The organism is Streptomyces sp. NPDC004721 (genome assembly GCF_053601495.1).
Genome location: NZ_JBSGBZ010000003.1, coordinates 125880 through 151160, shown reverse-complemented (window position 1 = coordinate 151160; position 25281 = coordinate 125880). Strand labels below are relative to the sequence as shown.

The window sequence follows — 25281 nt, the reverse complement described above, 5'->3', positions numbered from 1 at the left end:
GTCATGAGCGCGGCTACCATGACCGCTGTCATAACACAGCCCCGACCTCAGGGCGGTCCTCGTGAACGTCGGCTTCATCGGTCTCGGAGTCATGGGGCAGCCCATGGCGCTCCGGCTGGCCCGCTCCGGCACTCCCCTCACCGTGTGGAACCGGACGGCGTCCCGTACCGCTCCCCTGCGCGCGGCCGGCGCCGAGGTGGCGGCGGACCCCGGCGGGGTGTTCGCCCGGTCGGACGTGGTGCTGCTGATGCTGGCGGACGACGCCGCCACCGACGCGGCCCTCGGCCGGGGCGGGCCGGACTTCACCGCGCGTGTAGCGGGGCGGGTGCTCGTCCACATGGGCACCATCTCGCCCGCCTACTCGCGCGCCCTGGAGGCCGACGTACGGGCGGCGGGCGGGAGCTACGTCGAGGCGCCGGTCTCCGGCTCCCGCGTCCCGGCGGAGAACGGCCACCTGGTGGCGATGCTGGCCGGTGACGAGCGAGCGGTGCGGACCGTACGCCCGCTGCTCGCTCCCCTGTGCCGGGAGGCGTTCGTGTGCGGCCCCGTGCCGGGCGCGCTGCTGACGAAGCTGTCGGTGAACCTCTTCCTGATCACGCTGGTGACCGGGCTCACCGAGGCGTTCCACTTCGCCGAGCGGCAGGGGCTCGACCCGCGGCTGTTCCTCGACGTCCTGGACGCGGGCCCGATGGCCAGCCCGGTCTCCCGGATGAAGGCACCCAAGCTGCTGTCCGGGGACTTCGACGTCCAGGCGGCCGCCCTCGACGTGCTGAAGAACAACCGGCTGATCGCCGAGGCGGCACGCGCGTCCGGCACCGCCTCCCCGCTGCTCGACGTGTGCCACACCCTGTTCGAGGAGACGGTGTCGCTCGGCCACGCCGGACAGGACATGGTGGCGGTCCTGCGGGCGATCGAGAGCCGGACCCGCACGGGCGCCGCCCCTGAGCAGGGCGCGCCTCACCCGCCGGCGGCGCCCTTGGGGATGCCGTAGGCCCGTTCCACCCGCAGGCGGAGCACCAGGCGGCGCTCGCGGACCATGGCGGCGCGGTAGTCGTCCCAGTCGGGGTGCTCGCCGAGGACGTCCCGGTAGAGGCGGACCAGTTCCTCGACCGTCTCGTCGTACGGATCCGCGGCGACCGGTGACAGGTCCGCGGTGCCCTCGGCGACCGTGTAGGCCCACCGGTCCGGGCTGGTGACGTGGTAGGACGCCCGCGGGTCCCGGCGCAGGTTGCGGGTCTTGGCGCGGTCGTCGGTGATCGAGACGCGGACGACCCGCTCGTCCGGGTCGTAGGCGTGAGCGACGTTCGACAGCTGGGGCCGGCCGTCCCGCTTGAGGGTGACCAGCACCCCGCCGCGGCCTTCGGAGAGCAGCGCGAGCAGGGCTTCCTGCACGGCGTCGTACGGCGTGTCCTGAGTCATACCCCGGTCAACCAGTGGGGCCGAGCCGCGCATTCCCCAGTGCTCGCTCCCCCGCCCGCGGGGCTCCTGCCGTAGAGGGCGCGAGCGGGGGATCCCGGCGGTCGCCCGCCGGGTTTCCCGCTTCGTCGCAGGCTGCCCGGCCGGGAGCAGCCTGGTCCGGGTCCGGCCGCCGGTGCGGCCCTGGTCCGCCCGGCTCAGGACAGGTGCGCCACCGCGTCCAGATGGGGCAGGTGGTGGTCGAGCCGCTCCCGCTTCGTCCGCAGGTAGGTGATGTTGTTCTCGCACGGCGGGATCAGCAGCGGTACCTGCTCGGCGACTTGGATGCCGTGCCGCACCAACGCCTCCCGCTTGCGTGGGTTGTTGGACATCAGACGTACCGAGCGCACGCCCAGGTCGTGCAGCATCCCGGCGGCGACGCCGTAGTCGCGGGCGTCGACCGGCAGGCCGAGCGCCAGGTTGGCCTCGACCGTGTCCAGGCCCTCCGCCTGAAGGGCCATCGCCCGCAGCTTGGCGAGCAGCCCGATGCCCCGGCCCTCGTGACCTCGCAAGTAGACGACGATGCCGCTGCCTTCGGCGACGACGGCGCGCAGCGCGGCGGCGAGTTGGTCGCCGCACTCGCAGTGCTGGGAGCCGAAGGCGTCCCCGGTCAGGCACTCCGAGTGCAGCCGGACCAGGACCCTGTCGGTGCCGATATCGCCGTGCACCAGCGCGACTTGTTCGTCACCGCGGTCGTGGTCCAGGTAGCCGACCGCCTGGAATTTGCCGTACACGGTGGGCAGCGGGGCATTCACGACGCGCTCCACGCCCGTGCGCCGGGTCGACTTCTTGCCGAGTACGCCGAGGTCTTCTGTCATGATCTGATTCCTAAGCAGAGACGAAAGGCCGGAAAACAATGAGTGGTTCGGGAACGCGGCCGACGGCACATGGTCTGTTGCCGGCGGACACCACGCAAGACGTACGGACGCGGGGGGCGGACCTCTCACGGCAGGTGGCGGTCCTGCCGGTGGGCAGTTTCGAACAGCACGGCCCGTTCCTCCCGTTGGCGACCGACACGCTGGTCGCCTGTGCCATCGCCCTCCGGATCGCCGACGCGTACCCGGTGCACCTCCTGCCACCGGTGACGATCTCCTGCTCGCACGAGCACGCCGCCTGGCCGGGAACCGTCAGCATCTCTTCCGTGACCCTTCATGCGGTGGTGCGGGACATCGCGGATTCTCTGCGCCGCTCCGGCGTCGAGGCCCTGGTGGTCGTCAACGGTCACGGCGGCAACTACGTGCTGGGCAACGTCGTTCAGGAGGCCTCCGCGCGGGGTGAGCGCCTCGCGCTGTTCCCCGCCGCGGAGGACTGGCAGACGGCCCTCGAGGCGGCCGGGGCGCGCACCTCGCCGCTCACCGACATGCACGCGGGGGAAATCGAGACCTCCATTCTTCTGCACGCCCATCCGGAAATGGTCCGGGCCGGTTACGAGTCCGCCGATTTCGTCGCGGACGACCGGCGGCATCTGCTCACCGCCGGAATGTCCGCCTATACCGAATCGGGCGTCATCGGCCGCCCTTCTCTGGGTTCCGCGGAAAAGGGCGAGGAACTGCTGAACAGCCTGGCGGATTCCTTCGGTCCGTATTTCTCGCTGCTCGCGTCCGAGGGCTTGGAGTTGCCGGGGAGCGGGCACGGATAGTCCTCGTCGAAGGCGCGGCCGGGTTCCGGGGCCGGTTCGGCGGGGCGGGACCCGGCGCGCATCGCGGTGTACCAGCGGGCGACGAGGACGAGGGCGCCCGGCAGGCCGGCCACGAAGCTCAGCACCCCGTACACCACGGCCACGGCCACTCCGGTGCTCGCGCCGAGTCCGGCGGCGCCGAACGCCCAGGCCGCGACGCCCTCGCGGGGCCCGAACCCGCCCACGTTCAGCGGCAGTCCCATCGCGACCAGCGCGAGGACGGCCAGGGGAAGCAGGACGAGCACCGGGGCGGCGGGGCCGGCGACGTGCGCGGCGATCACGAACATCCCGATGTGCCCGGCCAGGACGACGGCCGAGGACAGCGCGACGCCCGGCCCGTTGCGGCGGGACAGCAGCCCCTCCCGGGCCTCGGCGAGGGCGCGGCGCAGGGCGCGCCCCCGGCGTGAGGGCGCGCGGTTCATGCGCAGGGCGAGGACGATGGCGAACGCGCCGGCGGCGGCGAAGGCGAGCAGGGCCGCGAGGTGCCGCGTCTGGTCGCGCACGGGGGACGGCAGGGTGAGCAGGACCGCCGCGCCGGTGACGGCGAGCGCGATCTGCCCGGCGACCCGTTCGAGGACCACGGTCCGTACGCCGCGCCCCAGATCGCCGGCGCTCTGCCCGTGCCGCACCGCCCGGTGCACGTCGCCCAGGACACCGCCGGGCAGCGCCGCGTTCAGGAACAGTGCACGGTAGTAGTCGGCCACCGCCGGGCCGAGCGGCAGCCGGATGCCCAGGCCGCGGGCCACCAACTGCCAGCGCCAGGCACTGAACACGGTGGTGACCAGCCCGATGCCCAGCGCCAGGATGAGGGTCGGCGTGTCGATCCGCCGCAGCCCGTCGAGGAAGACGCCGGTGCCCAGCCGCCACAACAGGACGGCGAGGATGGCGACACCGATGGCGGTGCCGAAGTGGGTTCGCACAGCACGGGTGTTGAGGCGGGAGAGCGCCGCGAGAAGGGTACGACCGCAGAGGGCTCCGCCTGATGTGCCGTGGGGACGGGGCACGTTGGGCGCGCCGGACACGTTGGGCGCGTCGGTCCCGTCAGGTGCACCGGCCCCGCCGGGTACACCGGTCCCGTCAGGAGCGCCGAGCGCGTCGGGGGCGCCGGACGCGTCGTGCTCCCCCGCCTCCAGGTCGCGTACGAGAGGTGCGTCCACCGTCTGCGCGCTCATGCGGCACGATCCATCGGCCGGGACAGCGCCAGCAGGTCGTTGTGGTGCACGACGACCCGCAACTCCCCCGCCGCGCAGGCCTCCAGACGGTCGGCGAGGTAGCGGTCGGCGCGCGGCTTCAGCTCGGGACGCTGTTCGACGGCCGCGCCGACCCAGCCGCGCAGCCACTGGGCGGTCAGTTCGCGCTGGTCGGGGCCGAGCCGCCAGGCACTCGGGTGCACCCGTACGGTGGCGCCGTGCGCGGCGAAGGCCTCGCAGGCCGCGTCGACCGCGTCGGGACCGAGCAGCCCGGTGCGCCGCTGGTGGGCGTTGAACGCCTCGGTGATCTCGGCGTCCAGCGGGTCGGCCGGGGTCAGTTCGACCCGGCCGGCCACCGAGAGGGTCAGCAGCGCCGGGCAGCCCGCCCCGGCGCAGGCCGCGGCGAGGGTGTCGATCTCCTCGCGGGTCAGAACGTCCAGCAGCGCGGAGGCCGTGACCAGGGACGCGCCGGACAGGGCGTCCGGGGTGAGCCGGGCCACGTCGCCGCGCCGCGTCTCGACGGTGACCCGGCTGCCGTCGGCGGCCGCGCGCGGGGAGGCCACGGCCGCGAAGTGCAGCAGGTAGGGGTCGCGGTCGTGCAGGACCCAGTGCTGGGGGCCGTCCAGCCGGGAGGCGAGCCAGCGGCCCATCGAGCCGGTGCCGCACCCCAGGTCGTGCACGACGAGCCCGCCGTGCCGGCTCGGCAGGTTGACCAGCCGGATCCGCAGCGGATCGAGCAGTTCCGTCGCCCGCGCGGCGGCGTCCGCCGCCTCCCGGAGCTGCAACCACTCGGGCGCGTACCGAGGCGGCTCCTCCTGCGCCGCGTCCTCCCGAAGCCTTACGGTGGCCCGCTCCCCGGGCCGCTGCGCCGGCCCGGCCCCCGGAATCACCGCAGGGGTCCCGGTGTACTGAGCCGCCTGCGGGGAGAACGCGCCGGATTCCGCCATGGCCGAGGGGTCCTTTCCTGCGAGCCGCGCCGTCTCGGGGGCCGACCGCCCCGCCGCGCCCGAAGCGGGGCCGGACCGCTCCCGCGGGCCCGGCCGGGACGGGTTGGCGCCGGTGGGCCGGGCGGCCTCCGTGGACGTATCCGGCGTGGTCATGCCGCCCTCCTGGGTTCCTTCGGCAGCCGGCCGAGCACGCCGGCCAGGCTGCGGGCGGTGTTGGCCCAGCCGTCGAGGGCGGCGCGCCGGCCGCGGGCGGCGGACTTCAGCCGGCGCCGGACGTCGGCCTCGCCGAACCAGCCGCGCAGCTCGGCGGCGAGGGCCGCGGGGTCCTCCGGCGGTACGAGGATGCCGGGCACCCCGCCGTCGGGGGCGCGGCCGACCGCCTCGCCCACCCCTCCGACGTCGGTCGCGAGCACCGGGACGCCCCGGGCGAGGGCCTCGGTGACCGCCATGCCGTACGTCTCCGCGTAGGAGGCGAGGACCATCAGGTCGGCGGCGGCGTAGCTGGCGTCGAGCTCGGCTCCGGCCCGCGGTCCGACCAGGTGGAAACGGTCCTGCAGGCCGTACTCCGCGATCAGGCCGCGCAACCGGTCGACGTAGGCGGGGTCCTGGGTGAGCGCGCCGACGCAGGTGCAGCTCCACGGCAGATCGGTGACCGCGGCCAGCGCCTCCACCAGCCGGTGCTGCCCCTTGCGCGGGGTGACCGAGGCGACGCACAGCAGCCGGGAGACCCCATCGGTGCCGGGCGCGAGCGGCGCGATGTCGGCGCCGGGGGTGGCGGCGTGGACCCGGTCGGGGGCGAGGCCGTGGTGGGAGACGAGGCGGCGCACCGCCCAGTCGCTGGTGGCGACGACGGCGGACACCGCGCGCAGCACCTGTCGTTCCCTGGCGTCCAGTTCCGCCGCCACGGCCGGGTCGAGTCCCGTCTCGTCGCCGAGCGGCAGGTGGACGAGGACGGCCAGGCGCAGCCGCTCGGCCTCGGGCACGACGGTCTCGGGCACGCCGCAGGCGACCAGCCCGTCGAGGAGGACGACCGCGCCGTCCGGCAACTCCCGTAGGAAGCGGGCGAGTTCGTCACGGGCCCGGGCGTCGGGCCGGGGCCAGGAACCGTCCACGGGATGCGCCCTGACCTGCCAGCCGAAACCAGGCAGGTCCAGGCTCACACGGCGGTCGTAGGCGTTGCCGCCGCTCGGGGTGGCCGGGTCGTCGATGCCGCCCGGCAGGACGAAGTGCACGGTGCGCAGGGACATGGGGATGATTCCGACGTTCTCCGAGCCGGCGCGCCGCGCGGGCAGGTAGGCCAGGGGCGAGGGGCGGTGGACGGTCGTGTCGGTCACAGCGCACGCTCGTAACTCGCCCAGGCGACGTGCGACTCGTGGAGTGTGACGGTGAGGCCGGCCAGGCCCTTGGCGCCCTCGCCCAGGGCGCCCTTGTGGATCCGTTCGGCGAGCCGGTCGGCGATGACCTTGGCCAGGAACTCCGTGGAGGTGTTGACGCCGGCGAAGTCGGGCTCGTGGTCGAGGTTGCGGTAGTTCAGCTCTCCCACCACGGCACCCAGTTCCTGCGTGGCCAGTCCGATGTCGACGACGATGTTGTCGTCGTCCAGCTGCTCACGCCGGAAGGTGGCGTCCACGAGGAACGTGGCGCCGTGCAGACGCTGCGCGGGCCCGAAGACCTCGCCTTGGAAGCTGTGGGCGATCATGATGTGATCGCGGACGGTGATGCTGAACAACGGACGACCCTCCAGGTGCGGCGCGTCTGGTCCCCCGGCCGGTGCCTGCCCGGGGATGCCGTGTAGTACGGCTCTTCGCTTCCCGTTGTTCAGTGCCCTCTCACTCTTTTCTCAAGGTCAGGCGCTCTTGTCGGCCCGGATCGGACGATCCGTCATGATCGGTCGCCGTACCTGACCCGGTGGCACAGCGCCGGGATCTCCCCGGAGGCGAGCCTCGGCATCACCTCCGGCAGTTCCTCGAACGCGCTCTCCCCGGTGACGAGGGCGTCCAGGGCCGGGTCGGCGAGCAGGTCGAGCGCGAGGGCCAGCCGGTCGGCGTACGTGCGGCTGGAGCGGGCCGGGGAGACGGTGCCGACCTGGCTGCCGCGGATGACCAGCCGGCGGGAGTGGAAGGCCTCGCCGAGCGGAAGGGCGACGCGCCGGTCGCCGTACCAGCTCAGTTCGAGGACGGTGCCCTCGGGGGTGAGCAGTTCCAGCGCGCGCGCGAGGCCCTGCTCGGTGGCGCTGGCGTGCACCACGAGGTCGCAGTCGCCGAGCGCGTCCCCGGGCAGCGCGAAGCCCACGCCGAGCGCCTCGGCGACCTCGGCGCGGGCCGGGTCCGCGTCCACCATCTGGACGCGCACGCCGGGGAACCGGGCCAGCAGGGCGGCCACCGAGCAGCCGACCATGCCGCCGCCGACGACGGCGATACGGTCGCCGACCAGGGGCGCGGCGTCCCACAGCGCGTTCACGGCGGTCTCGACGGTGCCCGCGAGCACCGCCCGCCCGGCCGGCACGTTCTCCGGCACACGGGTCACCGCGCTCGCCGGGACGACGTAGCGGCTCTGGTGCGGATGGAGGCAGAAGACCGTACGCCCGGTCAGCTCCCGCGGGCCCTCCTCCACCACCCCCACACTCAGGTAGCCGTACTTCACCGGGCCCGGGAAGTCGCCCTCCTGGAACGGAGCCCGCATGGCCTCGTACTGGCTCTCGGGCACCTGGCCGCGGAACACGAGCGACTCCGTTCCGCGGCTGACCCCGGAGTACAGCGCGCGGACGACCACCTCGCCCGGACCGGGTTCCGGAAGGTCCGTCCGGCGTATCTCGCCGTGCCCCGGCGAGGTCAGCCAGAAGGCGCGCGCGGAGCGGTTCATCGAGAATCCTCCTGAACGATCGGGAAGTTGTTCACGTACCGAGATGTGCACAGGCCGCGCACAACGTACGCGGCGTTGATCGACTCTGTCACTCGGCCGGAGGGTGTTCGGTGGCCCTGAACAACACGTACGACGCACGGCTGGTCCAGCAGGAGACCGCGGTGGGAGCGGGCGCGCAGATCCTGTTGCTGGCCCTGCTCGGCCCGGCGATCGGCATGGGTCCCGCGGGCTGGGTGACCGGTCTGGTCTTCGCGGTCGCCACCTGGGCGGTGCTCTCCCGGGCGCTGCACCGGTCGCGGCTGCGTTCCTTCGGCCCGGCCAACCGGGTGACCCTGGGCCGGGCCGTTCTCGTCGGTGGGGTGACGGCGCTGGTCGCGGACTCCTTCGAGAGCGCGCCGCCGGTGTCGCTGCTGGTCGCGCTGACGACGGTGGCCCTGATCCTGGACGGCGTCGACGGCAAAGTGGCCCGCCGCACGGGCACCTCCACGGCGCTCGGCGCCCGCTTCGACATGGAGGTGGACGCGTTCCTGATCCTGGTGCTCAGCGTGTACGTCTCGACGATGCTCGGCCCGTGGGTGCTGCTGATCGGCGGTATGCGGTACATCTTCGTCGCCGCCGCCCGGGTGCTGCCGTGGCTGAACGCGCCCCTGCCGCCGAGCACCGCCCGCAAGACGGTCGCCGCGCTCCAGGGCGTCTGCCTGCTGCTCGCCGGCGCGGACCTGCTGCCCCTGCCGGCCACCGCCGGTGTGGTGCTGCTGGCGCTGGGACTGCTGGTGTGGTCGTTCGGACGGGACGTGCTGTGGCTGTGGCGGACGTCGCGGGTGCGGGGCGCCGCCGTCGGGACCGGCGGGGTACTGCGGGCCGCCCCGGTCGAGGAGGTACTGGAGCCGGCGCGGGCCGCCTGACGCCGTACCACGCCGACGGGCCCGGATCACGGGGGATGTGATCCGGGCCCGTACCGCGTGCGAAGGGCGCGCCGCGTGCGGACTGTGGAGCGCCGGTGCCGGGCCGCCGCGCCCCTGCCGAGGGACCGCGCCCGTCCGCCCGCGGGGCCGGGATCAGGCGGCCCCGCGCCCCAGCTCCCCGTGCGCGCGCACGATGTCCGCGTACCGGTGGCCGCTGCCCTTGATGGTGCGGGCCTGGGTTGCGTAGTCGACGTGGACGAGGCCGAAGCGCTTGGCGTAGCCGTACGCCCACTCAAAGTTGTCCAGCAGCGACCAGGCGAAGTAGCCGGCCAGCGGGGCGCCCTTGCGGGCGGCGGAGGCGCAGGCGGCCAGGTGCCCCACGAGATAGTCCTGGCGCTCGGGGTCGTCGACCGTGCCGTCGGGGCCCACGGCGTCGGGGAAGGCGGAGCCGTTCTCGGTGACGTAGAGCTTCCGGGCGCCGTACTCGTGGGTGAGGCGCAGCAGCAGCGTCTCGATGCCGGACGCGTCGATCTCCCAGTCCATGCCGGTGCGGGGCACGTCCGGGCGGCGTACGGAGCGGGCGTGGGGCACCGGGCCTGCGGGGTCGTCGGCCACCGTCGCCGGGAAGTAGTAGTTGAGGCCGAGCCAGTCCAGCGGGGCGGCGATGATGTCGAGGTCGCCGGGGCGTTCGGGGAGGTCGACGCCGTAGACCTCGCGCATGTCGGCGGGGAAGCCGCGGCCGTGGACGGGGTCCAGCCACCAGCGGTTGACGTGACCGTCGTGGCGGCGAGCCGCGGCCTCGTCCTCGGGACTGTCGCTTGCCGGGAAGACGGTGGAGAGGTTGTTGACGATGCCGACCTCGGCGCCGGACGCCGCGGCGCGGATCGCCTGGGCGGCCAGGCCGTGGCCCAGGAGCAGGTGGTAGGAGGCGCGGACCGCGGCCGTCAGATCGGTCAGGCCGGGAGCCATCTTGCCCTCGAGGTGGCCGATCCAGGCGGAGCAGGACGGTTCGTTGAGGGTGGTCCAGTGGGACACCCGGTCGCCGAGGCGTTCGGCGACGACCGAGGCGTAGGTGGCGAAGTGCTCGGCGGTTTCGCGCTCGGGCCAGCCACCGCGGTCCTGGAGGGCCTGCGGCAGGTCCCAGTGGTAGAGGGTGACGGAGGGGGTGATGCCCGAAGCCAGCAGCCCGTCGATCAACTCGTCGTAGAAGTCGAGGCCCTTGGGGTTCACGAGGCCGTCGCCGTCCGGCATCACGCGCGGCCAGGCGATCGACAACCGGTAGGCGTTCAGGCCCAGTCGGCTCATCAGCCTGACGTCCTCGCGCCAGCGGTGGTAGTGGTCGCAGGCGGTGTCGCCGTGGTCGTCGTTGTCGATCTTGCCGGGGGTGTGGGAGAAGGTGTCCCAGATGGACGGTGAGCGGCCGTCCTCGGCGACGGCTCCCTCGATCTGGTACGCCGATGTGGCCGTGCCCCACCGGAAGTCGTGCGGGAGTGCGGCGAGGTCGATGGCGTCGGACACGTAAGTCCTTTCGAGACTTGGGGTGTTGGCGGTCACTTCACCGCTCCCGCGGTGAGCCCCGCGACGAGGTAGCGCTGAAGCAGCAGGAAGCCGGCGACCACGGGCACGCTGACGACGAGCGAGGCGGCCATGATCTGGTTCCAGTACACGTCGTACTGCGTGGAGTAGCCCTGGAGGCCCACCGCGAGTGTGCGGGTGGTGTCGTTGGTCATGACGGACGCGAAGAGCACCTCGCCCCAGGCGGTCATGAAGGCGTACACGGCGACGGCGACGATGCCGGGGATCGCGGCCGGCACGACGACCCGGAACAGCGCGCCGAGCGGCCCGCAGCCGTCCACCAGGGCCGCCTCGTCCAGATCGCGCGGGACCGAGTCGAAGTACCCGATCAGCATCCAGATCGAGAACGGCAGCGAGAAGGTGAGGTACGTCAGGATGAGGCCGCCGCGCGAGCCGAACAGGGCGATGCCGGTGGCGTTGCCGATGTTGACGTAGAGCAGGAACAGCGGGAGGAGGAAGAGGATGCCCGGGAACATCTGCGTCGACAGGACGGTGACCGTGAAGACGCGCTTGCCGTGGAAGTTGTAACGGCTGACGGCGTACGCGGAGAACACCGCGATCACCACCGAGCAGACCGTCGCCGCGCTGGCCACGATCAGCGAGTTGACGAAGTACCGGGCGAGCGGGACCGTCGACCAGATGTCGATGTAGGGGCGGAAGGTCAGACCGCTCGGCAGCCAGCGGAACTTGCCGGTGACGTCCGCGAGCGGCTTCAGCGAGCTGGAGACCATCACGTAGACGGGCACCAGGACGAACCCGGTCAGCAGGGTGAGGAAGATCCGCCGGGTCCACAGGAAGGTGCGCGGCGGCGCCATCGGAGACCGGTGGGTAGCGGCCGTCGCGGCCTCGAGAGTGGTGTCAGACATCGGCGGACCTCCGTCCGCGTGAGGTGAGCGCGAGGTAGCCGCCGGTGACGACCAGCAGGAAGAGCAGCAGCAGGACGGACATGGCGGAGCCGGTGCCGAAGTTCCAGGTGACGAACGAGGCCTGGTAGATGTGGACCGAGATGAGGTCCGCGGCCTCGGGGGCGGCCTTGCCGAACAGCACGTACGGCGTGTTGAAGTCGTTGAACGTCCACAGGAACAGCACCAGGACCAGCACCTGGTTGACGGGTCGCAGGGACGGCAGGGTGATGCGGCGGATCTGCTGCCAGATGCCGGCGCCGTCCAGCGCGGCGGCCTCGTACAGCTCGCGCGGGATGTTCTGGAGTCCGGCCATGACGATGAGGAAGGCGAACGGCCAGCCCTTCCACACCGACACCGTCAGCAGCGCGATGAAGCTGTTGTCGCCGATGAGCCAGAACGACGGCTTGTCGGTGAGGTGCAGCTGGTCGTGCAGCACGTGGTTCACCAGGCCGTTGTCGTGCTGGAACATGAACACCCAGGTGATGACGGCCGCGTAGACCGGCAGCGCGTACGGCACCAGGAACAGGGCGCGCAGCAGGCCGCGTCCGCGGAAGGTGTCCTGCATGCAGATCGCGGCCGCGGTGCCGATGAGCCAGCACAGGCCGACCGACAGCAGGGTGAAGGCGACGGTGACGAGGAAGGAGTGCAGCAGCGCCTCGCCGACGGGGGCGTTGAAGTCCACCGACATGCGGTAGTTGTCGAGGCCGGACCAGGGGGCCGTGCCCCAGTCGCGGATGTAGAACTGGGTGAGTTCCTTGAAGCTCATCACGATGCCGATCACCATCGGCACCAGGTGGACCAGGAGTTCGAGCAGCAGGGCGGGCAGGAGCAGCAGGTACGGCAGCGAGACACGTCCGAGCCACCCGGGGCGGCGCGGTCCGCGCGCCGCCCCGGGTGACTTCACGGGTGCCGTCGTCCCGCCGGTGTGCGCGGGAGCGGTGGTCGTCATGTGGGTGTCCGCGCTCACTTCGCCGGCATCTGCTGCTGGGCCTTGAGCAGCTTGGCCTTCACCGACTCCGTGGTGATCGTGCGTCCGGCGGCGGCGTCGGCGAACAGTTCCTTGACGGCCGTTCCGACGGTCGTCTCGAACTGGGACTCGTCGGCGACCTGCGGCAGCGCGGCGGCGCTCGTGGCGAGGGTCTCCTTCAGGACGGCGTTGTCCGGGGTGTTGAAGGCGGCGTCCGCCTGGGCGGCCTTGACCGGCGGGATGGAGGTGTAGGCCGAGTTGAGGATCTTCTGCTCCTCGTCGCTGGTCATGAACTTCACGAACTCCGTGGCGCCGTCGAGGTTGTGGGTGTTCTTGAAGACGGCCAGGTTGATGCCGGCGACCATCGAGTTGACCTGGGTGCCGGTGCCGGGGGTGCCGGACTGCACGGGGACCGGGGCGATGCCGTAGGCGTCCGCGCTCATGCCCTGGGACTTGAGGTTGGAGGAGGCGGACTGCCACAGCAGCATCGCTGTCCTGCCCTTGGCGAAGTCGCTGACCGACTGGTTCTGCGCGTACTCGGCGTTGCCCTGCGGGATGGCCTTGTCCTTGGCCATCAGGTCGACGTACTGCTTGACCGCGGCGACCGTGCCGTCGCTCGTGAAGTCGGGCTTGCCGTCGGCGGTGAAGAAGTCGGCGCCGTGCTGCTTGGCGAAGACGAACACGTGGTGGATGTTCTCCGAGACGTTGGCGCCCTCGGCGCCGAGGACCTGCTTGCCCTTGGCCTGGATCTTCTTGCCGTCGGCGACCAGTTCTTCCCAGGTGGCCGGGGGCTTGGAGATGCCCGCGTCGGCGAAGATCTGCTTGTTGTAGTAGAGCGCGTACGCCATCGAGTACAGCGGTACGGCGGCCGGGTCCTGGCCCTGGGCGCCGGTCGAGCCGAGCGCGGAGTCGACGAAGCGGTCCTTGCCGCCGATCTTGTCGAAGTTCTTGGCGTCCCAGGGCAGCAGCCCCCCGGTGGCCTGGAGGGAGGCGCTCCAGGTGTTGCCGATGTTGAGGACGTCGGGGCCCTGGCCCGAGGTGGTCGCGGCGAGGATCCGGTTCAGCAGGTCCGACCAGGGCACGACCTCCAGCTTCACCTTGATGCCCGTCTGCTTCTGGAACTTGTCGAGTTCGGGCTGGAGGACCTTCTTGTCGATCTCGATGCTGGCGCCTTGGTTGGAGGCCCAGTACGTGAGCGTCTTCGGCGAGTCGTTGGACCCGCCGCCCGTCGACGAACCGCCTCCACAGGCCGAGACGGCAAGGGCGAGAGACATGGTGACGGCGCCTACGGCCGCGGCTCGGATGCTGCGCATGGCTCCTGGTGTCCCTTTCCGGGAGTCGAGAACCGCGAGGAGTCCTCCGGACGCCGACACCGCTCTCGCTCCCGTGTCCCGTGCTCGTTCTCGTGCGATCGGGTCCGGTTCGCTCGGTTCGACTTCCGAAGGCGCCTCAGGGCTTAATTTAGGACGTGAGTTAAACCTCCGGGAGAGGACTCGTCAAGGGATCCGGCAAGGGCGAATCGGCGGCCGGCGACGGCGGAGGCGGCTCCGCCGACCCGATGCGGCCGGCACGCGCCGCCTGACCTGCGGCAGGAGGGCGGGGATGACGCAGTACAACGGTTGGGTCTCGGCGCCCGGCGCGGACGCGCTCGGCGAGGAGGGACGCATCTCCATCGGCGGCAGCAGGACTTGACGCGATGTCACTTCCTGTCTGGCCGAACCCCGTCGCACCTCTTGACGCTTCCTTCACTCGCATGAAGCATTCACCGTCAAGAGAGCGCTCTCGAACCCCCCACCCTTCATTTCCTGAACAGGAGAGCGGCCCGTGCCTCCTGTTCCCCCGGCGCTCCCATGGTCTGGCGGTGCGGTGACGGGCCGGCCCCTTCCCAGTGTGCGGGGACGGATAGGCCCCTTCCCGGTGTGTGGGCACGGGTCGGCCCCTACCGATGCTCGGGGAGGGGTCGGCGTTGGGGCCCCGAGACGCCCGCCGGGACCAAGCAGGGCTTTTGGGCCCTACCCGCATCCCCGTGCGGGGACTGTTCGGCCCTATCGGCGCCCCGTACCCCTCCGGCGATCATGAGGCGGCGGCCGGGAGGGCCGGGTCCGTTCCTCAACCGGAGCACCTCCGGGCTCGTCGTTGTGTCGATGAACCAAGCAGATGCGGAGGGCACCGTCCGGTGGACGAGGTGCGCATACAACAGGCGGCGGCAGCGCGGCCGGAAGCCCCTGACGACGGGGACGAGGCCACGCCGGCTCCCGGTACCACGGTGGCGGACAAGGCCGCGGCCCGTGGCCCAGTGACAGGAGGGCAGGCGGCCCAGGTCCCAGGACACGGCGCCGTGCGGCCCTCGTGGGTCGAGTGGCTGACCACCACCGACCACAAGAAGATCGGGACGCTGTATCTCGTCACCGCCTTCGCGTTCTTCGTCCTCGGTGGCGTGATGGCGCTGGCGATGCGAGCCGAACTCGCCCGGCCCGGACTGCAGATCATGTCGAACGAGCAGTTCAACCAGGCGTTCACGATGCACGGCTCGATCATGCTGCTGATGTTCGCGATGCCGCTCTTCACCGGCTTCGCGAACTGGATCATGCCGCTGCAGATCGGGGCGCCCGACGTCGCCTTCCCGCGGCTGAACATGCTCGCCTACTGGCTGTTCCTGCTCGGCTCCCTCATCGCCGCGGGCGGTTTCCTCACCCCGCAGGGCGCGGCCGACTTCGGCTGGTTCCTGTACGCGCCGCTGTCGGACGCCGTCCACTCGCCGGGCATCGGGTCCGACATGTGGATCATGGGTGTCGCACTGTCCGGCTTCGGCAGCATCCTCGGCTCGGTCAACTTCATCACCACGATCATCTGCATGCGCGCGCCCGGCATGACGATGTTCCGTATGCCGATCTTCACCTGGAACGTCCTGCTGACCGCGCTCCTCGTGCTGCTCGTCTTCCCCGTGCTCGCGGCGGCGCTGTTCGCCCTGGAGATGGACCGCAAGTTCGGCAGCCACATCTTCGACTCGGCCAACGGCGGGGCACTGCTGTGGCAGCACCTGTTCTGGTTCTTCGGCCATCCCGAGGTATACATCCTGGCGTTGCCGTTCTTCGGCATAGTCAGTGAGGTCATCCCGGTCTTCGCCCGCAAGCCGATGTTCGGCTACATGGGCCTGATCGGCGCCACCATCTCCATCGCGGGCCTGTCGCTGACCGTGTGGGCGCACCACATGTACGTCACCGGTGGCGTGCTGCTGCCGTTCTTCTCCTTCATGACGTTCCTGATCGCGGTCCCGACCGGGGTGAAGTTCTTCAACTGGATCGGCACCATGTGGAAGGGGTCCCTGAGCTTCGAGACGCCGATGCTGTGGACGGTGGGCTTCCTGATCACGTTCCTCTTCGGCGGTCTGACCGGAGTGATCCTGGCCTCCCCGCCGCTGGACTTCCACCTGTCCGACTCGTACTTCGTGGTGGCGCACTTCCACTACACGATCTTCGGCACGGTGGTATACGCGATGTTCGCCGGATTCCACTTCTGGTGGCCGAAGTTCACGGGCAAGATGCTCGACGAACGGCTCGGCAAGATCACGTTCTGGACGCTCACGGTGGGCTTCCACCTCACGTTCCTGATCCAGCACTGGCTGGGCGTGGAAGGCATGCCGCGCCGGTACGCCGACTACCTCGCGGCCGACGGCTTCACCACCCTCAACACCCTTTCCACGGTCGGGTCGTTCCTGCTCGGCCTGTCGATCCTGCCGTTCTTCTACAACGTCTGGAAGACGGCCAAGTACGGCAAGCCGGTCGGCGTCGACGACCCGTGGGGCTACGGCCGCTCCCTGGAGTGGGCGACCTCCTGCCCGCCGCCGCGGCACAACTTCACCTCCCTGCCTCGCATTCGGACCGAGTCCCCGGCGTTCGACCTGCACCACCCGGAGATCTCCGGGATCACGGGTGTCACCGGGGTCGGCGGGGCCGCCGGCGTCGCCAGGGCCGCCGGTGTGGCCGGGGCTGCCGGTGTCGCCGGGGCTGCCGAGGCCGCAGGGCGGGCCGAGGTGGAAGAGGCGGCGAGGTAGGCCGTGCCACACGCCGTCGCCGCCCTGGGAGCCGCGGCGCTCACCACCGCGGGCTCCGTCTGGTACGTGCCGGCCCTCGCCGACCTCCGGGCCGGCGCGGACCGGCCCGAGTCCCGGCGCATCGCCGCCGCGGCCTGCGTGACCGGCTGGGCCGGAACGGGCGCCCTCGCCGTGCTGCTGCTCGTCGCCGAGGCATGGTGGACGCCGGTCGCCGCGGCCGTCGCCGGCGCCACCGTCGCCGGCGCCCTGCGCCTGCACGCCGCCGCCCGCCGCAGACGCGAGGCCCGTGAGATGGCGCACCACTGGACTCATCTGGGCCACGTCCCACCCCCGACCGGCCCGTCCCCCTCCCGCAACGTCGTCGCCACCGTCCTCGTCTGCGGCCTGGCCGCGGCGGTGGCCGTGGCAGCCCTGCACGCCTTCTCCGGCCCGGCCGACGACCCTCGCTGGCTGACGGCCGTGGCCCCCGCCGCCGTCATGGGCGTGTTCCTCACCGCGGCGGCCGGGTACGCCCACGCGACGCGCCCCGCCACGGCCGGCGTCCGGGAGCGGCGACGGCGCTAGCGAGGCGGACGGGCCTTGGTCAGAGCCGTCAGGTCGGTTCGTTATGAAGGTCCGTGTACGGAAGGAGGCCCCTGGGCGCTGCGCCGCACCTGTTCGCGGTGCAGCGGTTCGCCCAGCCGGGGAGGGACCGGCTGCCCGGCAGCCGAGGAGGTGCCCGCCGACGGCCGAACCGGGTAGCGAGACAGGATGCGGACCCAACTCCACGTCGATGTAAGTTTCTTACATCGAACGCTAGCGATTTGGTAACTATTTTCACCCGGCTCGTTGACCAGGCGCGGCGCGCTGGGAACGGTGATGCGATCAAGCCGCTCCCGTCTCACTTCAAGGAGTCCGCGTGACCGACACCGCGAACCACGGCTCGGCCGCACGTCGCCCCACGCGCCGCGTCCTGCTGCGGGCCGCAGGACTGATGGCCGGCCTGGCCGCAACGGGGTTGCCCGTCCCCGCTGCTGCGGCGGCCGCCGCCGACGGCACCCCGACCGCGTACCGCGACCGCGAGCTGCGTGGCGAGTGGATCGCCTCCGTCGCCAACATCGACTGGCCCTCACGGACCGGACTGAGCCCCGCCATACAGCAGGCGGAGTTCGTCGCGCTGCTCGACCACGCCAGATCGATCGGCCTCAACGCGATATTCGCGCAGATACGCCCGGCGGCCGACGCCTTCTGGCCGTCACGCTACGAGCCGTGGTCGCAGTACCTGACCGGCACTCAGGGCCAGGATCCCGGCTACGACCCGCTGGACTTCATGGTCAAGGCCGCGCACGACCGCGGGCTGGCCCTGCACGCGTGGTTCAACCCGTACCGCGTCTCTCTGCAGTCCGACGTCACCAAGCTCGTGCCCGGTCACCCGGCGCGGCTGCACCCGGAGTGGATCGTCTCCTACGGCGGCCAGCTGTACTACAACCCCGGCATCCCGGCCGCCCGCGCCTTCGTCGAGAACGCCATCATGGACGCGGTGGAGCGCTACGAGATCGACGGCGTCCACTTCGACGACTACTTCTACCCCTACCCGGTGGGCGGACAGGACTTCCCCGACGGCGACGCCTTCGCCGCGTACGGCGCGGGCTTCACCGACCGGGCCGCCTGGCGCCGGCACAACGTGGACCTGCTGGTGCAGGAGGTGAGCGACCGGGTACGCGAGGTCCGTCCCGAAGCGGCGTTCGGCATCAGCCCCTTCGGCATCTGGCGCAACAACTCGAACGACCCACGAGGCTCGGCCACCAACGGCACCCAGTCTTACGACGCGCTCAACGCCGACAGCCTGGGCTGGGTGCGCAAGGGCTGGGTGGACTACATCGCCCCGCAGCTGTACTGGAACATCGGTCTGGCGGTGGCCGACTACGCCGTCCTCGCTCCGTGGTGGGCGCAGGCGGTCCGCGGTACCGACGTGCAACTGTGGATCGGAGAGGCCGTGTACAAGGTCGGCGACCCCGCCCAGCCGGCCCCCTGGCAGGACCCGGCCGAGCTCTCCCGGCATCTGACGATGGACAGGGGGCTGCCGGAGATCAGCGGCGAGATCCTGTTCAGCGCCGCCGATGTGACCGCCGACCCGATCGGCGCGATCAGCAAGCTGACCGCGGACCACTGGCAGCGGCCCGCGCTGCCACCGGTGCTGCCGAGGCTCGCCCACGGGCCCGCACCGCTGCCCCCGCTCGCGTCGGCGGCGCGGACGGCCGACGGCGGGCTCCGGATCGAGGTACGCTCCCGCGGCAACCACGTCCCCGCGCTGTACGCACTACGGCAGCACACCGCCGACGACGACGGCCTCGTGGCCGTACTCCCGGGCGCCCGCCACACCGAGTGGACCGCTCCGGCGGCCCCGGAGGGCGCGACGTACACGGTCACGTCGGTGGACCGCGCCAACCGCGAGAGCTCCCCGATCACGGTTCGGGCGCCTCGCCGCTGACATGGCATCACCTCCCGCAGCCCCGCCCTGGCCAGTTGGGGCCGGGCTGCAGGAGGACCTCAAATGCCGGGAGATGCACGGCCGTACCTGGGAGACTGGGTGCCCCGTCGGCGGGCACCTGCCGGTGCGGTTGGGGGGCCGCGGTGATCCGCTGACGCTGCGCGACAGAAGGTCCCACAACGTCAGCCGCGCATCAGGCTTCGCATGGGCACCTGGGCCAGCAGGGAAGGTTCCTTCTCGCCCTCGTAGCCGAGGTGGAGTTCACGGCGGGCGCGCGTGGCCAGGACGTAGTACTGCATGCGCAGGGCTGCGGAGGTGGGGTCCTTGGACACGTCGGTGTGGGTGTCGGGGATGACGACCGTGTCGAAGCCGAGCCCTTTGGCGCTGGCCCGGTGAACGATGACGACGCCCGGACGGCCGAGATCGATGTTGCGGTACTGGCCGCCCTTCGCCTCGGATGTGTACAACTGGACCTTCAGCCGTGGTGCCCGGCGCTCCAGGCTGCCCAGTATGGAGAACTGGGTGTGCTTGGAGTTGACGATCACGCCGATGGTTTCTCGCGGGTTCCGCTTGGCCAGCATGATCAGCAGGTCGGCGGCTCCGCGTTCGGGGAAGCGGTGGAGTCGTGGCGGAGGGCCCTGCCGGTCGGGCAGCACCGGCGCGCCGGCGCCCGTGTGGAAGTGTGCGGCGAAGGAAGCGATCTGCTCGGTGTTGCGATGGTTGCCGTCGAGTTCGTGGCGGGTGCAGCCACCGAGGTTCCGGGCGATCTCGGCGAGGGTGGAGTTGGAGTCGGTGAGGCGCTGGCACTCATCCGCATAGACCGTCGTACGTGCCTTGAGCATCCTGCAGAGCAGGTAGAACTCCGGGGGCAGGTCCTGTCCCTCGTCGATGACCAGGGTGAGGCCCTCGACGGTGCCGGTGGTGGCGGCCCGGTCGAAGAGGGCGCTCCAGTCGTGCCAGCCGTCGGCGCTGCGCGGGGCCTTGCCCCCGTACCACTGGTCGAGCCAGGCGTGCGCTGTCGCGACGCGGACACCGCGGTCGGTGGGTCCCAGTGCGTGGACCATCGCGGCCAGCGACTGGCGCAGCAGGTTGGAGCGGGTCAGCAGGGTCACCGGGGTGCCGGTGAGGGCGAGCATGACGGCCCGCTGCGCCGCGAGCAGGCTCTTGCCACTGCCCGGTGGGCCGCTGATCAGATGGTTTCCGTCGAATGGGAGGCTGTCGAGGCCGGTGCGTTGTTCGGGGGTCAGGTCGAGGTAGGTGAGGGTCATGACTGCTCCAGTGCGTCGGCCGCGGCGGCCCGCGCGGCGGTGACGATCGACTCCAGATAGCCGGGCACGTGCTCCCCGCCGACGACGAGGGCGCGGTCCAGGAGGGTGTTGCCGGTCTCGCAGCTGGTCTCGGGCAGCAGCGCGCAGGCGTGGCAGGCCGCGCGGTTGAGGTTGCCGAAGCCCTGGCCGGCGTGTTCGGCGCAGAGCGGGTCGGCCGAGCACCAGGCGGCGGCCTCGGTCATCCGCAGCAGGGTCTCCGCCAGCCGTGGCGGTTCGCCCTGGCGGACCAGGCCGCCGAGGGTGCCCTCGGCGTCTCCGGCGGCTGTGTAGACGAGGATGCCGTACTGGTCCTGTTCGGGGCGGGCGTAGATGCGCTCGCGCAGGCTCGCGGTGGTGTAGCCCGACTCGAAGGAGAGCTGACGGATCAGCAGGTGGGCGAGGGTGTGCAGCAGGACGAAGCGGGGGGCGAGGTCCGGTCCGGTCAGGGCCTCCAGACGGTCCCGCTGGAAGGAGCGGTCCAGGTCGGCGCGGATTCCGGCGACACGCCGCCGAACGTCGCGGTCGGCTTCCCAGCCCGTCAGCTCTTCCTGGTTCAGGGTCAGGAAGAGGCCCTCGCCGAACACCTCCACGGCCGGCAGCCACTTCAGACGCCTGGAGGTGTCGGCGGGCACGACGGTGGCGTCCGGGGAGACCCGGGTGAAGCCCGACAGGGCGCGCACCTCACGGAGCCGGTCGGCGAGGATGATCCTGCCGAAGCGGCGGCGGAGGGCCGCCCACGGGTCGGCGGTCTCCCCGCCGAGGCCGAGGGTGGTCTCGCGCAGCGCGAAGTCGCGGGTGGCGGGCGGTGCGGGTGCCGTGAAGGCGACCCACTCCTCGCGGCTGAGGTCGGGGCGGGCGGGCGTGGCGGGCGTGGCGGGCGTGGCGGACGCCGTGTTCGAGGACGGTTGTCCGGTTTCCTCGGCCACGAGAGCGTCGAGCAAGGCGTCGTCGACGCCGGTGTCCTCCTGGATCATCGTCCGGAAGAGGGCGGCCCTCGGGGTCCCGGCCACCTGGCACAGCGGCACCCACAGATGGTGCTCACGCACCTGGTGCGCGAGCCCGTCGTCGGCGTACGCCGGTACGTCGGTCTCGGGGATGTCGAGCGCCGAGTGCACGATCGGGTAGTACAGATTGCCTGCGGTGCGCTGCACGATCTGCACCGGCCGGGGGCAGTCCACCCGCTCGTTCGCCCGCTGCCACGGGTTTCGCCCGGAGCACCGCATGCCGTGGGTTCCGAGGATGTCGAGCAGGTCCCGGGCGGCGCCGCAGCTCTTGGCGGTGCAGGCGACGGAGAGAGCCTCGAGGCCGGAAGCCCGCTCGGAGACCAGGAAGCGCAGCTTGTCGCGTTCCTCGCACCGCTGCCGCTCCCCCGCGTCGCGCCGCGAGTGCGCCCAGAACCACCAGTCGACATCGCTGAGATGCCCCGCCTGGCAGATCTGCACGAACCTCATGGGCGCCAGGGTCCGCCCCGGCGAGCAGAACGTGCACCGCGGCGGCTGCCCGGGCTTCTCGTCGGCGATCCGCCAGCGCTTCATCCTGCGGCAGGAGCCGCAGAACAGCCAGGACGGGAAGCGGATGTACGGCGCTCCGGGCGCGTCGGGAACGTCGAAGCGGTCGTTCGCGGTGGCGGGTGCGGCGTAGAAACCCGTGACGCCGAGCCGGGAGGCGAGCCGAGGGGATTCGACCTTCTGCCTGCCCCTGGGCGGCCAGTCGCCGATACCAGTGGCCACGAAGGACTCGCCCTGGATGTCGAAGACGGCTCCGACGCCGAACGGCAGCACCGTCTGGGACTGGCGTACGCGGAGTGTGCGGCTCACAGATCGGCTCCCTTGACCGTCACCTGGCATTCCCGGTCGACGTTGCGCATGGAGTTCGGGGTCTCCCACAGGCCGTAGTTCTGTTCGAAGCTCGTGATCAGGTTGGACTGGCCCTTGCCCTGGCTGCGGTAGTACAGCTCGCGACCGTCCTTGCGGGCTTCCCGTGCGGCGTCCTCCCAGTCGGCGAGGAGACCCGCGAGTTCCTTGCGCACGGCCTCGCCGGTACCCGGTTCGGCCATCTCGGCGCGTGCGGCCAACTGGTGGGCTATTTGCTCGGCTTCGGGCATCCGGTCGAGTACGTGTCCGGCCTGGTTCTCCGCGGAGAGGCCGAGCTTGTGCCGTACGAGGACGACGAGCGCGGCGTGCAGGGCGCGCCGACGGGAGGGTACGGACCAGGGCGTGACACTGGTCGGTTCGACGTGCCGGTACAGGGAGCGGTGGTAGACGTCGAAGGTCTCGTAGTGGGAACGGTCCCTGGGGCGGGTGGCGTTGAAGAAGGTCACGACGAGGCCGGGCACGGAGTGCCGGCCGACGCGGCTGGTGGCCTGGATGTACTCGGCGGTGGTCTTCGGCTGGCCCTGCATCAGCATCAACGCGAGCCGTTTGACGTCGACTCCGACGGACAGCATGTTCGTGCACGGCAGGAAGGACACCGACTGCGGGTCGCGCCAGTGTTTCTCCAGCCGGTCCAGCAGCACGGGCTGCTCGGCCCGGTGCAGGTTGCTGGTCAGCTCCTGCACCTGGTGATCGGGCAGGGATCGTACTCCTGCGCCGGAGTCGAGTCCGGTGAGCTGGGCGGGGATGTCGTCGGCCGCCGCGGTGACCGTACGGCCGAGTTCGCGCAGGCTGTGGTGGTAGGCGACGAGCGTCCAGTAGGCGTCGCGGTGTTCTTCGGGAAGTTCCCAGGCGCCCTGGAGCATGGCGGCAGCGGTGGCCACTGAGGCGCGGCCGGCGGTGTGTCCCTGGGCCATGACGCCGAGGTAGCGGCGGCCGGCACGGGCGGTGTCGGGTTCGGCGAAGTAGGAGTGGCGGGCGTCGAGTCCGGCCGGAGGGAAGAGCTGGACGCCGCCGCCGTACAGGGCGCGCACCTGCTCTCCGGAGCGCCGGATGGTGGCCGTGGACGCCACCACCTTCGGCTCGGTGCCGTCGGGTGCGGTGCACAGTCCCAGGACGGCCGACTCGTACAGTCCCACGGTGGTGCCGAGCGGGCCGGTGAGCAGGTGCAGCTCGTCCTGGATGACGAGCGAGGGCGGAAGGCTCCCGCCCTGTGTGCCGCCCGCCCCGAACAGCCGTCCCGCGCGCGGTTCCCAGGCCAGGCGAGCGAACTTGTCGACGGTGCCGAGGATGAACGTCGGCGGCCGGTCATACAGCTGCTCGTCCACGACGGCGACGGGCAGTTCGTCGTGAAACACGCACTCCTCGCGCGGGCAGAAGAAGGCGAAGGAGTCGGCGGCGGAGCGCACTCCGTAGTCGCCGATGTCGGGCGACTTGTGGGCGGGCAGGACGCGAGTGCCGCACCACGGGCAGCGGTCGAGTATGAACACGTCCTCGGGCGTGGCGGCCTGGCGTGCGTTGTCGAAGGCCGCGCGGGCCTTTTCGTAGGTGTTCGGGGTGGTGGTCTCACCGACCCACAGGCCGATGGAGAAGGGTTCGTCGCCGTACGTCGCCGGGTCAGCTCGGCGCAGTGTCTCCAGGGCGCACACAGTGGTGGCGGCCCGCTGGAACTGCTGGGTGGTGAGCAGGCTGAGGGTGTAGCGGCTGAGCACGGCCGTGCCGCCGCCGTCGGGTTCGCGCCGCCTGAGCACCATGGTGAAGGCGGCGAGCAGCAGGTACGCCTCGGTCTTGCCACCACCGGTCGGGAACCAGATCAGGTCGGTCACGGTCCGGTCCGGATGCCGGGGGTCGGCGACCCCGTCCAGGGCGAGTAGGAAGAACGCCAGCTGGAAGGGGCGCCAGGTGGCGTCGGGCGCGGGCTCCGCGACGGCGGGCACGGCGTCCCGACGGGAGCGCCGAGTGCCGGCGAGATCGGGAGCGGAGTGGCGCATCTGCAGGGCCATCGCCCGGTTGGCGGCACGGAAGGCGTGCAGCAACTCGGGGCGGCTCGGGTCGCACAGGGTGCGCACGCCGGACTCGATACGGGCGACGGCGGTACCTATACGCGACAGGACGCGGTCGGCGGCCTCGCGCCCCCACTCTGGGACCTCCATGTTGAGCTGCCCGACGTACCAGGCGCGGTAGTCGGCTGCGAAGTCGGTGAGCTCCTCCCGCAGTTGCTCGACCGAAACACCGGGGTCGGCGAGGTGGCAGAGGTTCAGTACCGGCGAGCCGCTCAGACCTGCGGCGCGTACGCCGGTGACCTCCGCCTCGGGCATGACGGCCGCCCGCAGCCCGGTCACCTCCTCATCCGTGCCGTCGTGCAGCTCTTCGGCGGCGCAGCCGTGGCCGACGGCGTGGGTGCGGACATGCCGGTACTGCAGCCGCAGTTCCTGCTCCTCCAGGTCACGGCTGGCCAGTCGCACGCTCGGGTACTGGAGCACACGGCCGTCCACCGGCCGTGCCTCGAGCCCCACTTGGAACAGCATCCGGTCCCAGTGGGCCGCCTTCCCAAGGCCCGGTTCGTGCCGAGCGGCATTGACGAGCGCGACGGTGACAAGCTGTCCTGTGCCGAACTTCCGCCGTCGGATGCGGAGTTCGGCGCGTCCGTCCAGGACGCGGACATGGTCACGGTCGGGGCCGAGGGTGTGCGTCTCGGCGGGGAGCGGGATCCGCTGCCAGCTGCGTCCGCGCTCGTTGGTGCCGGCCAGGGTCAGGTAGTGGGCGGCGGCGCAGTCGATCTCCACGCTGGTGGCATCGGTGTAGAAGCTGAAGCCGAGGGAGGAGGGCAGCCAGGAGTTGGACTCGGGTACTGGGTCGCCGGCCGGGGCGGTGTCCTCGGCCCTCCCCTCCGTTCCGGCTCCGTCACGCTCCTCCGCGGCGAGGTCCAGCTGCCGCTGGAGGTCGGCCTCCTGCGGGAACAGGGTGCCCATGAGGTACTGCCGGTCGGGCGGGGCGTCGAGCGTTTCGTGTTCGTCGCCGGCCGGGCCGACCAGTTGGCGCCGTAGGTAGGAGACGAGTTCCTGTCGGGGGTCCATGGGGTTCCTGATGGTTGT

The 25281-nt window shown here is 71.4% G+C and carries 18 protein-coding genes and 2 pseudogenes; 6 read left to right on the top strand and 14 right to left on the bottom strand.

The features are described from left to right. Nucleotides 1–61 precede the first annotated feature (61 nt). A complete protein-coding gene (locus tag ACWEK3_RS03735) occupies nt 62–991 on the top strand; it encodes an NAD(P)-dependent oxidoreductase (protein ID WP_453248846.1) in 930 nt (309 codons plus the stop codon). Here ACWEK3_RS03735 and ACWEK3_RS03730 read toward each other — a convergent pair. Together ACWEK3_RS03730 and ribA are read right to left on the bottom strand one after the other, a co-directional pair. Continuing rightward, complete coding sequence (locus ACWEK3_RS03730) at nt 958–1419, bottom strand: PPOX class F420-dependent oxidoreductase (protein ID WP_390726128.1); 462 nt, start codon at nt 1417–1419, stop codon at nt 958–960. The genes ACWEK3_RS03735 and ACWEK3_RS03730 overlap by 34 nt on opposite strands. A 194-nt stretch (nt 1420–1613) precedes the next feature. Beyond that, nucleotides 1614–2273 (bottom strand): GTP cyclohydrolase II, encoded by a 660-nt coding sequence (gene ribA / locus ACWEK3_RS03725; protein ID WP_376541429.1) that lies wholly within the window; start codon nt 2271–2273, stop codon nt 1614–1616. Between the two features lie 38 nt (nt 2274–2311). On the opposite strand from ribA, the gene ACWEK3_RS03720 reads away from it, so the two are divergent. Beyond that, on the top strand, nt 2312–3094 hold the full coding sequence (locus tag ACWEK3_RS03720) for a creatininase family protein (RefSeq protein ID WP_453248845.1): 783 nt from the start codon (nt 2312–2314) through the stop codon (nt 3092–3094). A gap of 161 nt (nt 3095–3255) precedes the next feature. On the opposite strand, the pseudogene ACWEK3_RS03715 reads toward ACWEK3_RS03720, so the two are convergent. From ACWEK3_RS03715 to ACWEK3_RS03695, 5 genes and pseudogenes are all read right to left on the bottom strand, one after another. Further along, a pseudogene (locus ACWEK3_RS03715) lies at nt 3256–4305 on the bottom strand (lysylphosphatidylglycerol synthase transmembrane domain-containing protein); the annotation flags it as partial. Then, the gene (locus ACWEK3_RS03710) at nt 4302–5270 is read right to left on the bottom strand and encodes a methyltransferase domain-containing protein (protein ID WP_453248885.1); all 969 of its coding nucleotides are present in this window, start codon (nt 5268–5270) and stop codon (nt 4302–4304) included. The gene ACWEK3_RS03710 and the pseudogene ACWEK3_RS03715, both read right to left, overlap by 4 nt. A gap of 149 nt (nt 5271–5419) precedes the next feature. Next, on the bottom strand, nt 5420–6604 hold the full coding sequence (locus ACWEK3_RS03705; RefSeq protein ID WP_453248844.1) for a glycosyltransferase family 4 protein: 1185 nt from the start codon (nt 6602–6604) through the stop codon (nt 5420–5422). Continuing rightward, nucleotides 6601–6999 carry a 6-pyruvoyl trahydropterin synthase family protein gene (locus ACWEK3_RS03700; protein WP_453248843.1) on the bottom strand — a complete coding sequence of 133 codons (399 nt, stop codon included), beginning with the start codon at nt 6997–6999 and terminating at the stop codon, nt 6601–6603. The genes ACWEK3_RS03705 and ACWEK3_RS03700 overlap by 4 nt, the downstream gene beginning before the upstream one ends. A 152-nt stretch (nt 7000–7151) precedes the next feature. After that, a complete protein-coding gene (locus ACWEK3_RS03695; protein ID WP_453248842.1) occupies nt 7152–8132 on the bottom strand; it encodes a zinc-dependent alcohol dehydrogenase in 981 nt (326 codons plus the stop codon). Nucleotides 8133–8242: 110 nt separating this feature from the next. Between ACWEK3_RS03695 and ACWEK3_RS03690 the strand changes: the two genes are divergently transcribed. Then, complete coding sequence (locus tag ACWEK3_RS03690) at nt 8243–9037, top strand: CDP-alcohol phosphatidyltransferase family protein (RefSeq protein WP_453248841.1); 795 nt, start codon at nt 8243–8245, stop codon at nt 9035–9037. 153 nt (nt 9038–9190) lie between these two features. Here ACWEK3_RS03690 and ACWEK3_RS03685 read toward each other — a convergent pair whose 3' ends face one another. Genes ACWEK3_RS03685 through ACWEK3_RS03670 form a run of 4 tightly spaced genes read right to left on the bottom strand, consistent with a single transcriptional unit; the run spans nt 9191 to nt 13797 of the window. Next, the gene (locus ACWEK3_RS03685) at nt 9191–10555 is read right to left on the bottom strand and encodes a GH1 family beta-glucosidase (protein WP_453248840.1); all 1365 of its coding nucleotides are present in this window, start codon (nt 10553–10555) and stop codon (nt 9191–9193) included. 32 nt (nt 10556–10587) lie between these two features. Continuing rightward, complete coding sequence (locus ACWEK3_RS03680; RefSeq protein ID WP_453248839.1) at nt 10588–11478, bottom strand: carbohydrate ABC transporter permease; 891 nt, start codon at nt 11476–11478, stop codon at nt 10588–10590. Continuing rightward, entirely contained in the window at nt 11471–12466 is a 996-nt protein-coding gene (locus tag ACWEK3_RS03675; RefSeq protein ID WP_384434323.1) for a carbohydrate ABC transporter permease, read from the bottom strand. The genes ACWEK3_RS03680 and ACWEK3_RS03675 overlap by 8 nt, the downstream gene beginning before the upstream one ends. A 14-nt stretch (nt 12467–12480) precedes the next feature. Beyond that, nucleotides 12481–13797 (bottom strand): ABC transporter substrate-binding protein, encoded by a 1317-nt coding sequence (locus ACWEK3_RS03670; protein WP_453248838.1) that lies wholly within the window; start codon nt 13795–13797, stop codon nt 12481–12483. A gap of 863 nt (nt 13798–14660) precedes the next feature. Here ACWEK3_RS03670 and ctaD point away from each other — a divergent pair. From ctaD to ACWEK3_RS03655, 3 genes and pseudogenes are all read left to right on the top strand, one after another. Next, nucleotides 14661–16538, top strand: coding sequence for an aa3-type cytochrome oxidase subunit I (ctaD, locus tag ACWEK3_RS03665; RefSeq protein ID WP_453248837.1), 1878 nt, complete (start codon nt 14661–14663; stop codon nt 16536–16538). Nucleotides 16539–16541: 3 nt separating this feature from the next. Then, nucleotides 16542–17102 (top strand): hypothetical protein, encoded by a 561-nt coding sequence (locus ACWEK3_RS03660; protein WP_453248836.1) that lies wholly within the window; start codon nt 16542–16544, stop codon nt 17100–17102. 409 nt (nt 17103–17511) lie between these two features. After that, nucleotides 17512–18693: pseudogene (locus ACWEK3_RS03655) on the top strand (glycoside hydrolase family 10 protein); the annotation flags it as partial. Between the two features lie 497 nt (nt 18694–19190). On the opposite strand, the gene ACWEK3_RS03650 reads toward ACWEK3_RS03655, so the two are convergent. From ACWEK3_RS03650 to ACWEK3_RS03640, 3 genes are read right to left on the bottom strand one after another with little or no spacing between them, the layout of a single operon-like run. Beyond that, a complete protein-coding gene (locus ACWEK3_RS03650) occupies nt 19191–20276 on the bottom strand; it encodes a DNA helicase (protein ID WP_453248835.1) in 1086 nt (361 codons plus the stop codon). Beyond that, nucleotides 20273–22132, bottom strand: a complete 1860-nt coding sequence (drmB, locus tag ACWEK3_RS03645) for a DrmB family protein (protein ID WP_453248834.1) — start codon at nt 22130–22132, stop codon at nt 20273–20275. The genes ACWEK3_RS03650 and drmB overlap by 4 nt, the downstream gene beginning before the upstream one ends. Next, nucleotides 22129–25263 (bottom strand): helicase-related protein, encoded by a 3135-nt coding sequence (locus ACWEK3_RS03640; protein ID WP_453248833.1) that lies wholly within the window; start codon nt 25261–25263, stop codon nt 22129–22131. Before ACWEK3_RS03640 ends, drmB begins: the two co-directional genes overlap by 4 nt. Nucleotides 25264–25281 lie beyond the last annotated feature (18 nt).

Excerpts from the sequence above, each read along its gene's own strand:
- ribA (WP_376541429.1), bottom strand. The coding sequence starts at position 2,273 with ATGACAGAAGACCTCGGCGTACTCGGCAAGAAGTCGACCCGGCGCACG.
- ACWEK3_RS03670 (WP_453248838.1), bottom strand. The coding sequence starts at position 13,797 with ATGCGCAGCATCCGAGCCGCGGCCGTAGGCGCCGTCACCATGTCTCTC.
- ACWEK3_RS03695 (WP_453248842.1), bottom strand. The coding sequence starts at position 8,132 with ATGAACCGCTCCGCGCGCGCCTTCTGGCTGACCTCGCCGGGGCACGGC.
- ACWEK3_RS03675 (WP_384434323.1), bottom strand. The coding sequence starts at position 12,466 with ATGACGACCACCGCTCCCGCGCACACCGGCGGGACGACGGCACCCGTG.
- ACWEK3_RS03640 (WP_453248833.1), bottom strand. The coding sequence starts at position 25,263 with ATGGACCCCCGACAGGAACTCGTCTCCTACCTACGGCGCCAACTGGTC.
- ACWEK3_RS03720 (WP_453248845.1), top strand. The coding sequence starts at position 2,312 with ATGAGTGGTTCGGGAACGCGGCCGACGGCACATGGTCTGTTGCCGGCG.
- ACWEK3_RS03680 (WP_453248839.1), bottom strand. The coding sequence starts at position 11,478 with ATGTCTGACACCACTCTCGAGGCCGCGACGGCCGCTACCCACCGGTCT.
- ACWEK3_RS03710 (WP_453248885.1), bottom strand. The coding sequence starts at position 5,270 with ATGGCGGAATCCGGCGCGTTCTCCCCGCAGGCGGCTCAGTACACCGGG.
- ACWEK3_RS03730 (WP_390726128.1), bottom strand. The coding sequence starts at position 1,419 with ATGACTCAGGACACGCCGTACGACGCCGTGCAGGAAGCCCTGCTCGCG.
- ACWEK3_RS03650 (WP_453248835.1), bottom strand. The coding sequence starts at position 20,276 with ATGACCCTCACCTACCTCGACCTGACCCCCGAACAACGCACCGGCCTC.